The organism is Lacihabitans sp. CS3-21 (assembly GCF_024343675.1).
Classification (GTDB): Bacteria; Bacteroidota; Bacteroidia; order Cytophagales; family Spirosomataceae; genus Leadbetterella.
In genome coordinates this window covers 15,302-30,496 of the sequence record NZ_RJUD01000098.1, presented here as the reverse complement: position 1 = coordinate 30,496, position 15,195 = coordinate 15,302, and the positions used below count along the sequence as shown (strand labels likewise).

General features: G+C 34.6%; 10 protein-coding genes. 2 read left to right on the top strand and 8 right to left on the bottom strand.

Annotation, left to right across the window (positions count from 1 at the left end):
- Positions 1-87: 87 nt before the first annotated feature.
- From EGI24_RS16325 to EGI24_RS16310, 4 genes are all read right to left on the bottom strand, one after another.
- Positions 88-627: a hypothetical protein gene (locus tag EGI24_RS16325; RefSeq protein ID WP_255049600.1), complete on the bottom strand. Its 540-nt coding sequence runs from the start codon at positions 625-627 to the stop codon at positions 88-90.
- A gap of 46 nt (positions 628-673) precedes the next feature.
- Positions 674-3,007, bottom strand: coding sequence for a TonB-dependent receptor (locus EGI24_RS16320; protein WP_255049599.1), 2,334 nt, complete (start codon positions 3,005-3,007; stop codon positions 674-676).
- A 127-nt stretch (positions 3,008-3,134) separates the two neighbouring features.
- Positions 3,135-6,125, bottom strand: coding sequence for a protein O-mannosyl-transferase family (locus EGI24_RS16315; protein WP_255049598.1), 2,991 nt, complete (start codon positions 6,123-6,125; stop codon positions 3,135-3,137).
- Positions 6,126-6,236: 111 nt separating this feature from the next.
- A complete protein-coding gene (locus tag EGI24_RS16310) occupies positions 6,237-6,866 on the bottom strand; it encodes a deoxynucleoside kinase (RefSeq protein WP_255049597.1) in 630 nt (209 codons plus the stop codon).
- Positions 6,867-7,050: 184 nt separating this feature from the next.
- On the opposite strand from EGI24_RS16310, the gene surE reads away from it, so the two are divergent.
- Entirely contained in the window at positions 7,051-7,827 is a 777-nt protein-coding gene (gene surE, locus EGI24_RS16305) for a 5'/3'-nucleotidase SurE (protein ID WP_255049595.1), read from the top strand.
- Here surE and EGI24_RS16300 read toward each other — a convergent pair whose 3' ends face one another.
- The 4 genes from EGI24_RS16300 to EGI24_RS16285 form a co-directional block, all read right to left on the bottom strand.
- Complete coding sequence (locus tag EGI24_RS16300) at positions 7,828-8,376, bottom strand: NUDIX hydrolase (RefSeq protein ID WP_255049594.1); 549 nt, start codon at positions 8,374-8,376, stop codon at positions 7,828-7,830. It abuts the gene before it with no gap.
- Between the two features lie 76 nt (positions 8,377-8,452).
- Entirely contained in the window at positions 8,453-10,762 is a 2,310-nt protein-coding gene (locus EGI24_RS16295; RefSeq protein ID WP_255049593.1) for a family 65 glycosyl hydrolase domain-containing protein, read from the bottom strand.
- Between the two features lie 18 nt (positions 10,763-10,780).
- A complete protein-coding gene (pgmB, locus tag EGI24_RS16290) occupies positions 10,781-11,431 on the bottom strand; it encodes a beta-phosphoglucomutase (protein WP_255049592.1) in 651 nt (216 codons plus the stop codon).
- Between the two features lie 11 nt (positions 11,432-11,442).
- Positions 11,443-13,308, bottom strand: a complete 1,866-nt coding sequence (locus EGI24_RS16285) for a glycoside hydrolase family 13 protein (RefSeq protein ID WP_255049591.1) — start codon at positions 13,306-13,308, stop codon at positions 11,443-11,445.
- Between the two features lie 94 nt (positions 13,309-13,402).
- Between EGI24_RS16285 and EGI24_RS16280 the strand changes: the two genes are divergently transcribed.
- Positions 13,403-15,178 carry an alpha-amylase family protein gene (locus tag EGI24_RS16280; RefSeq protein WP_310586101.1) on the top strand — a complete coding sequence of 592 codons (1,776 nt, stop codon included), beginning with the start codon at positions 13,403-13,405 and terminating at the stop codon, positions 15,176-15,178.
- Positions 15,179-15,195 lie beyond the last annotated feature (17 nt).

Genomic DNA, 15,195 nt, shown 5'->3' with positions numbered 1-15,195 from the left:
TCAAAAATACAATGAAATATCTTCACTTAGGAGCATTTTTTTGAAAAAGCTGATTTGTAATAAAAATTGTGTGGAGTTAGATCAAGCTTATTTAACCTCTAAAGCAAAATCAATATTTATATCATCACTCCCAGGAATTGAAGTCCCGTCTTTGGAGTTTTTACCGTTAATTGGCGGCTGATGCCTAAGCTGTACTTTTAACATTCCTGCTGCCGCTGATTTCGTGCTGTATTTCCCCTTTAATCCAACGGGAAGTAAGTTAACATCTTTATCAGAATACGTATAAGTACCCAATGAAGTGGAAGAAGGAGAAAACAAAACCAAATGCTCATCACTCTCACCACTTACTTCTTCTGTAATATTAACCACTGGTGATTTACTTTCATCTAAAAACTCAATGCTAAGATCATAAGTAGTGTTGACAGCCAAACTGATTTTATCAATTACTGGGGCCATGCCTCCATCACCATCTAAATCTTTGTAGCTGAATGACTTAACTTCATTACCGTTTTTAAAATTCAATTTAATTGTCGTAATTAATTCGTTCTCCTCTCCTATCTCTTCTTCTTTTTTACAAGCAGAGAAGCCCAATACAAAACATAACAACAAAATACTCGATTTTTTCATGGATAAAATAATTTAAATGCAACTATGTTGCAAATATATAAAAAAATCAGAAATTGATGTTAGTTCTTAAAGAAAAATTTCTTCCTATATCATCGGTAAAATAGCGAAACCTATTCAAATAATCGCGATACTGCGTATTCAGCACATTCTTACATTCCAAAATAATGTTGATTGTGCTAAGACTTTTAAACTTATAATTTTTTGAAACTGACAAATCAAACAAATTGTAAGACTCTGGTGCAGCCAAATAGTCTCCTCCTATCAATTTAAGAGCTGTTTCACTGTTGCTGTTGTCAAATATCTGACTTTGCGGTGTTCTATTTTGTTTAGCCACAAATCGGTGATTCAGACTAATTTCACTTAACCACGATTTATTGAATTTATAATTTATGACTGTCTCCGATTTATTGGCAGGAATAAATATTAATGGCTGATTTCTGGTTAGATCATCTGCCCAAAGGAGTGAAAGTTGGTTTGAAACCGTAAATTTTTGAAACTTAGAAATCGTATTTGAAATATCGAATCCAACAAATCTAGCATTGGTTTGTGTATATTTAAACTCAGGAAATGCCCCTCGAATGGTTAGAACAGAATTGCCAGTAGGTGCCAGAAAAACATAATTTCTCAGATAATTAAAATATCCCAAAACCTCAAATTGATAAAATTTGTCCGAAAAATTGAGCACGATTGAGTTCTCTATAGCCTTTTCTGTTTTTAAATTCACATCTCCAACCTCATACGAAGCAGAACCATGGTGTACTCCATCACTAAACATTTCATTGACAACAGGTGGTTTCCAGGCTGTTGCAAAATTATAACCCAATTTAACTCTGTTTTTGAAAATTCTAGAAATACTAAAAGTGTTGGTTAAATTCTGGTTGCCAAAATATTCGTTTGAGATTTGATTCTGTAGTCTTTTCAAATAATAAACATCCAAAAAACGTTTGTCAAATCTCATACCCGCTTCCAATTCAAAATCTCCTTTGACATATCTTTCAATCCAGAAAGCCCCAATTGTAAAGTTCGTATAATTAGGTATCAAAACATTTGATTTTTGGGGAACGTTAATACTGCCCGTGGAAATATTGTATTGATAGAGCCCGTTAAGACCAATATTTCCAGAAATGCGTTTGATAATTGGTTTATGATTGAACAAAACCTCTAAAGTATTGGTGTTAATTTTAAAAACCTGAGCGGTATTTCTATCCCCTCTAAGTGCATCCACTTCTGCCCTGAAATTATACTGTTGTCCAAAAGTAATTTGTAGATTTTGGTTATTGCTAAGCAATTGATTCAATTTCAATTTGAAAAGGCTATGTTGAATATCCTGATATGGTTTATTTATCTTATAAGAAAATGTCTCTGGTGTGTAAACATCCAAAGGTTTTTCACGACCAATGGCCAAAGCCAGATCTGTGGTGTTACCGATATGAGCACCCGAAAATATACCAATTTTTGAATTAAATTGACTAAAAAAAAGATTCAAGTCAGTTTTCTTTCTTGAATACTTGGCACCTAAGGAAAAATTAAATTCCTGTGAACCTGTATTTGCTAAATTATAAAGTGGTGTAGAGGTATTTCCTCCTTTTTTGGTACTTGCCTGAACTCTCCAATCTAATCCTCTTATTTTATGAAAACAACTTTCAACTATGCCAGAAACGCCATTTTGTAAGCCATTCGACATAAAAAACTGATTAATTTCTGTTTGTATTTTGTCTAAATGTTTCAGTTCATTGGGCTCGATAACAATTACCCCTCCAATAGCTTCTGGTCCATATCTAACACTTTTGGCTCCTTTTATTATTGTAATTTGCTTGGCTAAAAATGGGTCAATTTCAGGAGCATGCTCATTTCCCCATTGCTGTGCTTCGTGCCGAATGCCGTTATTTATGGTAAGAATTCTATTGGAGTGCATTCCATGAATTACGGGTTTACCTATTGATGAACCTGTTTGAATAATTGAAATGCCTGAAATGGAGGTAAGAATAGTTGCTAAATTCTGACCTGTCAGCTTATTGAGCTGCTCCGAACTGAGCTGTTTTTCGTTTCCACTGATATTCTCAATTCTCTTGGCTGATATATTTATCCCATCCAAATGTATTTCAGATTCATTGAGATTAAAATCATGGGTATTTTCATGCTCAAGATTAACTTCTAGCTTTTGAGAATCATATCCCAGTATCCGAATATTCATTTCATATTTGCCTTCGCAAACATTTTCAATTAGATATTCTCCATTTTTATTGGTGAAAGTGGCTTTTTTTTGGGCACTTATTTCTACCAAAGCTCCAACAACTACTTCACCAGATTGTCTATCAATTATTTTTCCTTTGACAAAGCAAGTACAATTGAGCGTTTGTCCAAAAGTTAAATTAGACAAAATAAGGATTAAAATAGTAATACTAAATAGGTTTGAAATTCCTTTTTGCAACATGATTGCAAAAGTAATAAAAAAAGCCTCGAATAATATTTTATTCGAGGCTTTTAAAATGTTTTGGTCAAAAAATCTACTGAACTTTGGCCAAGTGACCATCATAAATCTTTTTAAATTTCTCTGAAAGTGGCTTGTCATATTGCTCGGCTGCTGAATATAACATTTGAATGGTTCGCATATTTGATTGAATCAACTGCTGCACATTTCCATCTCCCCACTGTCTATTACCTGGAGTTTTATTTTGTTCTATAAAATATTTAAGTTCCTCATCTGCCCTATTCACCATTAACTCGGCTATTTTCTTTGCTTTTTCTGGCTTACCAATTTCATAATAGAAAATCGGATAATTACCGACCAATTGATCAAAAGGAATAGTATTGTCTGGCATTAATTCTAAAGACTTGTCCAAGAATTTCTCTGCTTCGTCTTTTTTACCTTCTCTGACCAATTCGTCCACAAGCCTCAAGAATGCAAATCTAGCAGTTACCATCGGTACTTTAAGATAGGTTTCAGAGTCATAATAAACATTTGGATTATTTAAGTTTCTCCAAGACATTTTATTAAGGAGTCTATCTTTCATAATATCTGAATTGACAAATCCATCCCTAGCACCCGCAACTTTGAAAGGCATCAATCTATACGCGTAACCTTCGAGCTGGCAATATTCTTTCAAATTCAAATAAGAAGAAGGCGATAATGTACCAGAGAAATAAATTGGCCTTTTCCAATTGTTTTGAGCAATCATATCCAAAACCAAAAGGTCATTTTTCAAAATATCTCTTTCTCCGAAATTCCACTCTATTCTGTCTTTTACCAAAGCTTTATATTTCTCTGGAACGAAATTGGCTCTAGCAATTTCTTCAGAGTTTTGGTCCATATAGAAATTGGGTGATGGCAATACGCTTATCATTTCTCCCGAACTTACCTGCATTTGAATAGCTGGATCGTTGTTTTTTACCAAATTCAAATACTCTTTAAGATTTATCCCAGCCTGAATTTGCGGATTCGGATTCTTCACGAAAGGAATTTGGTCGTTTATTCCTTTGTAATAGTTTTCGCTATTCATCGAAATAGGCAATGCTTCTGACTCGTAAGTTTTTCTTTTCATTTGGTCTATGTACCAATCTGTGCCCAAAAGGCTCAAATTACAAACTCTTACGTCAGTTCTGAAACCTTCGACCTCCTGAACATACCAAAGTGGAAATGTGTCGTTGTCGCCACCTGTAAACAGTATAGCGTTTTTTTCACAAGAATTTAATAGGTTTTTAGCAAAATCTATTTGGTGATATCTATCCGATCTATCATGGCCTGGCCAAGCTTCCTTTGCCATGATTATTGGCACTGCCAAGCCCAAAACTGTCGCTACTCCAGATTTAACGGATAGGTTTTTGATAAATTTCAAAACATATTCTGCAATCCCCATGACCCCAATACCAATCCAAATCGCAAAGAAGTAAAACGAACCTACATAAATATAATCTCTTTCACGTGGCTCAACAGGCGGTGAATTTAAATAAATCACCAATCCTAAACCTGTGAAAAAGAAAAGTAAAAACATGACAATGGCGTCTTTCCCCCTTTTTAGATACATAAAAAAGAAGCCCAAAATACCCAGAATCAATGGCAGTCCATAATAATTGGTTCTGCCTTTATTGTTTGCAAACGAAGCTGGCAAATCTGATTTTGTCTCAAAGATATTTGTACCATACACATCGGAAATATCGGAAGCCCTTCCCCAGAAATTCCAAATAAAATACCTCCAGTACATATGTCCGAATTGGTGACTAAACATGAATTTGAGGTTATCGAACAAACCTGGTCTTTGACCGTCTGCAAGATTCAATTTACTTTTATAAAGGCTTATATGAGATGGATCCTGGCTCCAAACACGTGGCAACAACATTTTTCCGTTATTGTCCCACACATATTCTGGGTTATAATCGTACACTTCATATTTATCCTTTCCTACTTTGTAGTTGGGCTCACCTTTTTTTATTTCAGTCAATTGTGCTGTATATATTGGTCCATAAAGTAGTGGTCTAGAACCATACTGCTCTCTTTTAAGATAATAAGTAAAGTTTAATACATCACTCGGATTGTTCTCATTGATGGGCGGATTATAATTAGATCTGATCAGAGCAATTGTATAAGTAGAATAACCAATTAAAACAAAAGCAAAAGAGAGTAAAATAGTGTTGGCAATGGCCTTACCCTGTTTTTGCGTGTAGTGAATTCCATAGGCTAAGGCGGCAATGAGAACAATGATAAAGAAAATCATACCAGATGCAAATGGCAATCCGAAGGTATTCACAAAAAGTTTATCGAAAGAGAAACTTAAAGTTGGCAAACCGGTAATTAAACCTACCATTATAACGCCTAATATAACTAAACCTACAAGAAACGCAATAAAACCACCTTTGAAAGAAACTTTGTCGGTTTTTCTAAAATAAAATAAAATGGCCAAGGCAGGAATAGTTACCAAGTTCAACAAATGGACACCTATGGATAGTCCCACCAAATAAGCTACCAAAAGCAACCATTTATTTTGAGCGGCTGGGTTTTCAATCAATTCCCATCTAAATGCCGCCCAAACAACTATTGCGGTAAAAAACGATGACATCCCGTAAACTTCTGCCTCAACAGCCGAAAACCAAAAAGATTCTGAGAAATTGTAAACCAATGAGCCTACCAATGAAGCACCAAGAACAAGAATAGTCTCGGGTGTGGTTATGCTTTCTGCATTTTTACCAAGCATTTTTCTTCCAATCAAAGAGATTGTCCAAAACATAAAAAGAATGGTAAAGGCACTGGCTAAAACAGAAACCATGTTCACCATCAATGCCACTTTGGTAACATCAGATCCTGCAAACATGGAGGCGATTCTGCCAATAAGGAGGAAAAAAGGTGCTCCAGCAGGGTGTGGTACTTGCAATTTGTACGCACAAGCTATAAATTCTCCACAATCCCAGAAACTAGCCGTTGGCTCTACTGTTAGTGTGAATGTTATCAATGAAATGGCAAAAACCAGCCACCCACCAATATTGTTTAAACTTCTAAAACTCATAAGTGATTAATATTCAATTGATTAATTTTTTTTATCAGGACTTTTTTCTAAATTATTATCAAAATAACAAAATTCGAACCAATAAAGGCGAAATAATTATTATAAATAAAGTTAAATTTTGAGCTGTGTACCCAAATTTATTGTTTTGTCTATCCTTTCTACAATACTCTTGAAATCATCTGGTTCAGCCACAAAATCCAAATTATTGACGTCAATTTCTATCAATTTACCATGCTGATATTCCTTAGTAAAACCTTCATACAATTTATTAAGACTTAATAAATAATTAGGGTCGATATTTTGCTCAAAATCTCTATTCCGCTTTTTTATTTGGGTTGTAAGTTTTGAAATATCCGCTTTTAGGTAAATCATCAAATCGGGCGGAGATATAGCTTTCATTATGGTATTAAAAAGTCCCCGATAGGTGTTGTAATCGGTTTCATTCATTTGTCCATTTTCGTATAAATTTTGGGCAAAAATATAGGCATCCTCATAAATCGTACGGTCCTGAATGATGGTTTTTTCCTGCTGATTTATAATCTTCAGAACTTGTTCAAATCTTGAGTTTAGAAAGAATATTTGTAAATGAAAAGACCATTTAGCCATATCAGTATAAAATGGGGCTAAATAAGGATTTCCATCAACTGCTTCATAATAAACTTCCCAGCCATAGTGCTCAGCGAGTTTTTCAGCTAATGTGGTTTTTCCAGCTCCAATATTGCCAGTAATAGCTATATGCATTTCATTTGTTAATATTTATGCAAAAATAGCACAAATTGGGAAAAATTTCACCAATTATTATAAGTTTACGTTCTAATTTATGACAAATTTTAATGAATTGATAGTTAGAAGAAATTTAAAAATCTTACCTTTGAGTTACATTTTATTTGGATTTAACTCAACAAATTTTTAGAAATTATAAGACATGACAAAACCATTAATACTAGTTACAAACGACGATGGAATAACTTCAAAAGGCATCAAAGTATTGATTGAAGAGATGTCTAAAATAGGTGAAGTGTACGTAATGGCTCCCGATAGCCCAAATTCGGGTATGGGTCACGCTATTACTGTTGACACCACTATCCATATTAAAAAGTCACCAATTTTTGGAGATATTGCTTCTTACGAATGCTCTGGTACTCCTGCTGATTGCGTAAAACTTGCAAAACATGAATTTTTGAAAGGAAGAAAAATAGACCTGTTGGTTAGTGGCATAAACCATGGCTCCAACTCTTCCATTTCGGTTATCTATTCAGGAACAATGTCAGCCGCTATTGAAGGAGCTATAGAAGGAATTCCTGCAATTGGTTTTTCACTTGACGATTTTCACTATGACGCAGATTTTGAGCATACTAGGCCATATTTATCCCAAATTGCCCATTTTGTTTTAAAAAATGGCATGGCAAAAGGAACAGCTCTTAACGTAAATTTTCCCAATAGTAAAAAAGGAGAAATAAAAGGAATTAAAGTATGTAGGCAAACAAACGGTTATTGGCAAGAGGAGTTTGACTCCCGCAAAGACCCACATGGTAGGCCTTACTATTGGATGGGTGGGCATTTTGTAAATAGAGAAAGTGAAGCGACAGATAATGACCTTTGGGCTCTTGAAAACAATTACATTTCTGTCGTACCTTGCCAATACGATTTAACAAACTATTCTGCTATAGAATCACTTATAAATAGTGGTATTGAGTTCTGACTATAAACCTTTAAGCCTGGCTATTTTTAAGATTCCGGCAATTGAGATAGAATCCGTTATTTGGTTATTCATCACTAAATCAACGGCTTCTTTTAAACTTACTTTTTTTATTATCAAATCTTCCGTTTCTTCTGGCTCAGCTTGCCCTTCATGCAATTCTTCAGCAAGAAATATGAATCCTACTTCGTTACAAACAGAATTTGAGGTATGAATTTTAGAAATTAAGGTCCATTTTTGAGCACTAAAACCTGTTTCTTCCAACAATTCTCTTTTGGCAGCACCTAATATATCTTCACCTAATGGACATCCACCTTCGGGAATTTCCCAAGAATACTCTTCCAAAGGAAAACGAAACTGACCAACCAAATAAGTATTGCCTTGATTATCAACAGGAACAACGCCAATGGCGATATTTTTAAAGTTCACTTGGCCATATATTCCCTTACCTCCCGACGGATTGATAACCTCATGGTGTTGAACCTCAATCCAAGGATTAGAATAAGGAACTACAGTAGATATTTTCTCCCAATTATTTTTTTCTTTTTCCATATTTTACATCCTCAAAATTCACATAAAAAGAGAAAACAAATCCCGGTAGATTTGTTTTCTCTTAAATATCAAGAAATTATCCAACACTAAAATACTCGGAATTTCCCTTTATTAGTACTTTAATATCAAAAAGCGAAATTTCAACATCGGATTCTGAAAGGTTCTTAATTGTGACTCCGTCTTTTGAAATACCAATTTCCAAAAGATTATTTTTCAAACCAATCCTAAACGATAGAGATGCCCAGTTAGCAGGTAGAATAGGATTAAGATGCAATTGGGTATTTTTTACCCGCATTCCACCAAATCCTTTAACCACGGACATCCAAGTTCCAGCCATGGAAGTTATGTGCAATCCATCCTCCGTATCATTGTTATAATCATCTAAATCTAGTCTAGCTGTCCGAACATACATTTCGTAAGCTTTTTCTATCTTATCTAATTTACATGCCAAAATAGTATGAACACAAGGTGAAAGCGAGGATTCGTGGACTGTCATTGGCTCGTAGAAATCAAAATTTCTTCTTTGGGTATCGATATCAAAATCGTCCTCGAAGAAATATAATCCTTGCAAAACATCTGCCTGTTTAATGAAACATGATCGAAGAATTCTATCCCAAGACCAATTCTGATTTATTGGGCGATGCTGAGGGATTTGATCTACAGTCAAAAGTTCTTTATCCAAAAAGCCGTCTTGTTGTAAATAAACTTGCCTTTCTTCATCATAAGGAAAGTGCATGTTGTCTATAATCTCAATCCATCTGGCGGTTTCTTCATTTTCCTCAAAATTTAACTCTGCCTTGATTCTTAGGTAATCAGTTGGGCTATTTTTTACTTTAGATATGGCTTCTAAAGTATATTTGAGCGTCCAAATGGCGATATAATTGGTATACCAATTGTTATTAACGTTGTTCTCATATTCATTTGGACCTGTTACACCCAACATCACAAATTTTCGTAAATTCTCCGACCATGTTATTCTTTGGGACCAAAACCTAGAAATGGAAACCAATACTTCCAAGCCAAACTCATTTAGATAAGTTTCATCGCCAGTGTAGTTGATATAATCATAAATAGCATAGGCAATGGCTCCGTTCCTATGAATTTCCTCAAAGGTAATTTCCCACTCATTGTGGCACTCCTCACCATTCATGGTTACCATCGGGTATAATGCCGCCCCTTTTTTAAAACCTAACTTTTGAGCATTCAATATGGCCTTTTGAAGATGGTTATGTCTATAAACCAACAAATTACGTGCTACAGAATGATCTGCCGCTGACATATAAAATGGAATACAATAGGCCTCTGTGTCCCAATAGGTTACGCCGCCATATTTTTCTCCAGTAAATCCTTTCGGACCAATATTCAGACGAGCATCTTGCCCGGTATAAGTCTGTAGCAAATGAAAAATATTAAATCTAATACCCTGCTGAGCAGATTCATCTCCTTCTATTTTAATATCACAATTTTCCCATTTCAATTTCCAAGCGTCTCTTTGCAAAACCTGTAATTTCAAATTTGCAACAGAATCTAGAGACTTTTCGCACTCAGCCACCAAATAGTCAGGAAAGAAATTGTTTGAATTATTTATAGCCACTTTCTTCAAAATCCTAACTGATTGCATTTTGATTGCATCAATTTCAAACTCCAAGCCTATGTATTTCTCAGATTCAATATTTTTGAAAGAAACAGCTTGTTTATGGCCACCTTGAAAAATTTCAACATCCATTGCAGCACAGATGTCAAATCTTTCTACATTAAATTTATTCTCTTTGGTTTTAACTTGAAGATAGGCTCTATTATCAGTTACTGACTTTGAAATCTCCTCCCAAAAATATTCATTATAATTAGAATCGCGATTCTGAACATTTCCATCCAAATATGGGGTTATTTTTATTTTGCCATCAAAATTTACGGGAATAATTTCGTAATCAACCTGTCCTATTTGATCATGCGTAATGCTACAAAACCTGACGCTTTCAATGTGTAATTCTTTGCCATTCTGAAGACGAATTTTGCAAAAACGCATTAAATGACCATGCTGCATGTGTAATTCTCGATAAAACTCCAAAATCTCACATTTGGCCAAATCCACCATTTCTCCGTCTATTTCAATATCAATACCTATCCAGTTGATGGAGTTTATTACTTTTGCAAAGTAATCAGGATACCCGTTTTTCCACCAACCTACTCTGGTTTTGTCTGGAAACCAGACACCAGCTACATAATTTCCTTGGAGTGTTTTACCTGAATATCTTTCTTCAAAATTGCCTCTTTGGCCCATTTTTCCATTACCGAGGCTCATCAAACTCTCCGTAATCTCATTAAATTCTGCATGAAACCCACTCTCAACGACTCTCCATTCGTCATGCTTAATGTAACTTTTCATCTCTCGTATTATTTGTAATTAAAGTATTTTCGTAATTATTTCGCTTGGGCTCATTTCAAATAAACCTTTTACCACAAAATCAGCATTGTTCAAGAATTCGACACTTCCGATACCAACAGCCACCATTCCAGCTGCTTTTGCCGCTTGTACGCCTGCATAGGCATCCTCAAAAACCACGCAAGTGTCGTATTCTACATCCAAAGCTTCGGCTCCTTTCAAGAAAACTTCAGGGTCAGGTTTACTTTTAGAAACATGATTCCCATCAATTATGGCATCAAAAAGCCCTAAAATTCCTGTTTTTTCGAGAATAAGACTGGCATTTTTTGAGGCAGAACCTAAGGCTATTTTTATTCCCAACTCTCTCGAGTCTTTCAAGAAGTTTTCAACTCCAGGAAGTATATCATTGACCGTCATCTGGTTAACCAATTCCAGATACCAATCGTTTTTTATTTTAGCATATTTCTCTTTTTCTTCTTGGCTTATGCTCACTCCACCATGCTTTAAAATGGCATCCAACGAATCCATTCTGCTTATTCCCTTCAGCGTTTCATTAAATTCTTCATCAATGTCAAATCCCAACTGATTGGTTAATCTTTTCCAAGCTTTATAATGAAATACCGCTGTGTCTACAATTACTCCATCCAAATCAAACAAGAAAGCTTTTATCATTATTTAGTATTTTAGTTAATCTCAAGAATCATCACTCCTTTTGCAGGAATATTAAGTGTAGAAATATCATTTAATTTGGAATCAGAAAGAATGTTTGTTGCTGATTTTGAACCTTTTAGCATTTCTTCAAATCTGCTCGTGTCCAATGTTTTATCTATTTTGTTGGTATTTGAAACGACCATTACCCTTTGCTTATCAGTATACCTAAAATACACGTAAACACCATCTTGCGGTACAAACTGCATAAATTTACCATTAGAGATTGCATCTGAGTTTTTTCTGTAATTCGCCAATTTCTTCACAAAATCAAAAGCCAAGTTTTCTTGCTCAGTTCTTCCAGTTTTATCAAATTTATTAACCGCATCCTCTTTCCAGCCACCTGGAAAATCCCTCCTAACCTCAGCGTCGGAAGGATCTTTGAAATTTTTCATCAGAATTTCTGTACCATAATAAAAATGTGGAATACCTCTTAAAGTCATCAACCAAGTTATTCCCATTTTATATTTATTGAAATCTTCGCCAATAACCGAGAAAAAACGGTGATGGTCGTGATTTTCAAGAAAGTTAACATTTTTGGTAGCATCTGCATAGGCCAAATCTTGAGCCAAAACAGTGTATAACCTGCTCACCCCATCGTTCCAACCAAAATCGTGGTTTAATGCTTCAAACATCGCCTCTTCAACCACAAAATCGAGTGCACCAGGTAAATTACTTTTAAACGGAATAGCCAAATTATTCTTTGTAAAATAAGCTTGACTAATGACTGTACTCACTGCCGATTCCCCAAAAATATGAATTTTAGGATATTCGGTAAGCAAAGCTTGGTTACATTTATTCATAAAGTACAAATCATTATAAATATAGGTATCTATTCGCCATGCATCAAGGTCAAAAGTTTCAACTGACCAAAGGGCATGTTGAATTAAGAAATTGGCTACGAAAGGATTATTTTGGTTCAAATCTGGCAGAAATGAGGTAAACCAGCCATTTCTTACTTCCTTGGTATCTTTTGCAGAGGCATGAATATCAAAAAGTGGTTGATCTTTGTAAGTAGTATTGGTGTATTTGTCCCATTGATTGAGCCAATCATTTGAGGGCATGTCTTTTAAAAACCAGTGATTTATTCCAACATGGTTATAAACAGCATCTTGTACCATTTTTATACCTTTATTGTGTGCTTCATCCGAGAGTTTTTTGTATGCCTCATTTCCTCCTAGTCTTTTGTCTACATTATAATGATCTGTAAAACCATAGCCATGATAAGCACTTCGCATTACGCCACCTTCGTCGGTTAGAAACTGATTGTTTTCAATAACTGGAGTCATCCAAATGGCTGTCACTCCAAGTTCTTTAAGGTAATCCAAATGCTCAGTAACTCCCTTCAAATCACCTCCATGACGCAGAAACGGATTTTTTCTGTCATGATTTGGATCTGCCATGTCGGCAAATTTATCGTTTGATGCATCACCATTGGCAAATCTATCTGGCATCAATAAGTATATAAAATCTGCTTGACTAAGGCCTCTAGGATTTGCAGATTTAGATTTAAGTTGATAGTCAAAAGTTGTCCCATTACATGTAAATTTAAGATTACCTGGCTTGGTATTTTTAGAAATTTCCAAGTCCAAAAACAAATAGTTTGGATTCTCCGCAGTATGTACTTTTTTTAGTTTTACGCCAACATAAGGTTTTAAAATAACATTATTTGCTTTTAGATTTTTGCCATAAATCAAAAGTTGAACATTCGGATTTTTCATTCCAACAAACCAATTGGTAGGATTTATCCTTGTGATATCAGCTTTTTGGGCTTGAGTCGAATAAACAAAGAAAACTAGTATTATTCCAAGATAATACAAATTGGGTAATTTATTGTTCATTAGGTTAATAGTATTTTTTTTACAAAATAAAGCATTATGACTGTTTTTTCATAAAAAAAACATATTTACCTTTGAAATTATACTTTAACAAAAAATGAAGTTTTTATCTTCAATCCTCATCGTTTTAATGCCTATTATGAGTTTTGCCCAAAATCAAACTAAAAGTTCGGACAAATTAGCCGTATATCAGATTTTTACCCGATTATTTGCCAATCAAAACACCACAAACAAGTTCAACGGAACTTTAGAAGAAAACGGAACTTCCAAATTCAAAGACATCAATAAAAATGCCTTAAAGTCAATAAAGGAGCTTGGAATTAGTCACGTATGGTACACTGGCATTATAGAGCACGCAACCATGACCGATTTTAGTAAATTTGGCATAAAAAAAGACCATCCCCAGGTTGTAAAAGGTATTGCTGGCTCACCATATGCCATCAAAGACTATTATGACGTAAATCCATATTTAGCTGAAAATGTGGAAAATAGAATGTCCGAATTTGAAGAATTGGTAAAAAGAACCCACGAACTTGATTTAAAAGTAATAATTGATTTTGTACCCAATCATATTTCTAGAGAGTACAATTCGGATATAAAACCAAACGGAATTACTGATTTTGGTGAAAAGGACGATAAATCAAAGACTTTTGATGCTCAAAACAATTTCTATTACCTTCCTAATCAAGCATTTGAGATTCCGGAGGGCGTGAATCCTCCATTTGTTTTTAAAGAAAAATATAACGAATTTCCGGCAAAAGCAACTGGAAATGATGTTTTTTCGGCCAAACCAAGTATCAATGACTGGTTTGAAACCTTGAAACTCAACTACGGAGTGGATTATTTGAATGGCAAAAAAACACATTTTGATCCAATCCCTAATACGTGGTTGCAAATGAAGAATATTCTAACCTATTGGAGTGAAAAAGGTGTAGACGGATTTCGATGCGACATGGCAGAAATGGTCCCAGTAGAATTCTGGGGTTGGGTAATTCCAGAAATCAAGGCCTTAAATCCAAAAGTAATTTTTATTGCGGAAATTTATAATCCAAATGAATATGGAAATTACCTTTTTAAAGGAAAATTCGACTATTTATACGATAAAGTGGGTCTTTATGATGCACTTAGAAGGCTAATTGAAGGTCATGGAAATGCCAATGATATCACGGCTGTTTGGCAAAAAGAATCGGGAAATTTCTCTAACAGAATGCTCCGTTTTCTTGAAAACCATGACGAACAAAGAATAGCCTCAAATGAATTTGGGAAAAAGCCAGAATCGGCTTTAGCAGCCATGATGCTTTCGGCTACATTACATACTGGGCCAATTATGGTTTATTATGGACAAGAACTTGGAGTAAAACCCAACCAAGCTGAAGGTTTCCAAGGAAACGATGGTCGAACCACAATATTTGATTTTTGGGGAGTAACTGAGCTTCAAAACTGGATAAATAAAGGAAAATTTGATACCAAGAAACTCAGTAAAGAACAAAAGAAAATCCGAGAATTCTACGGAAACACTTTAGTTTTTGCACAAGAAAACACTGCGATTTCAGATGGGGAATTTCATGATTTGCAATATCTAAATTTCCATTCTGAAGGGTATGATTCTTCAAAAGTTTATTCCTATTTAAGATATACCAATGAACAATTATTGCTTTTTGTATATAATTTCGATTTAAATAACGAAATAAATACAAAAATAACACTTCCTAAAACGGTTTTGGAAAAGCAGTTTGGAAATGTTACTCAGCTAAAACTAAAACAAGTTTTTGAAGGAAAAGAAAAACAAAAAATAACGCTAGATAAGTCCCAAACGGATCTTATAAACCTTAAACCAAACTCATTTAAGATTTTCGAAATTACAAAACCTTAGACGAAATATAAACATTA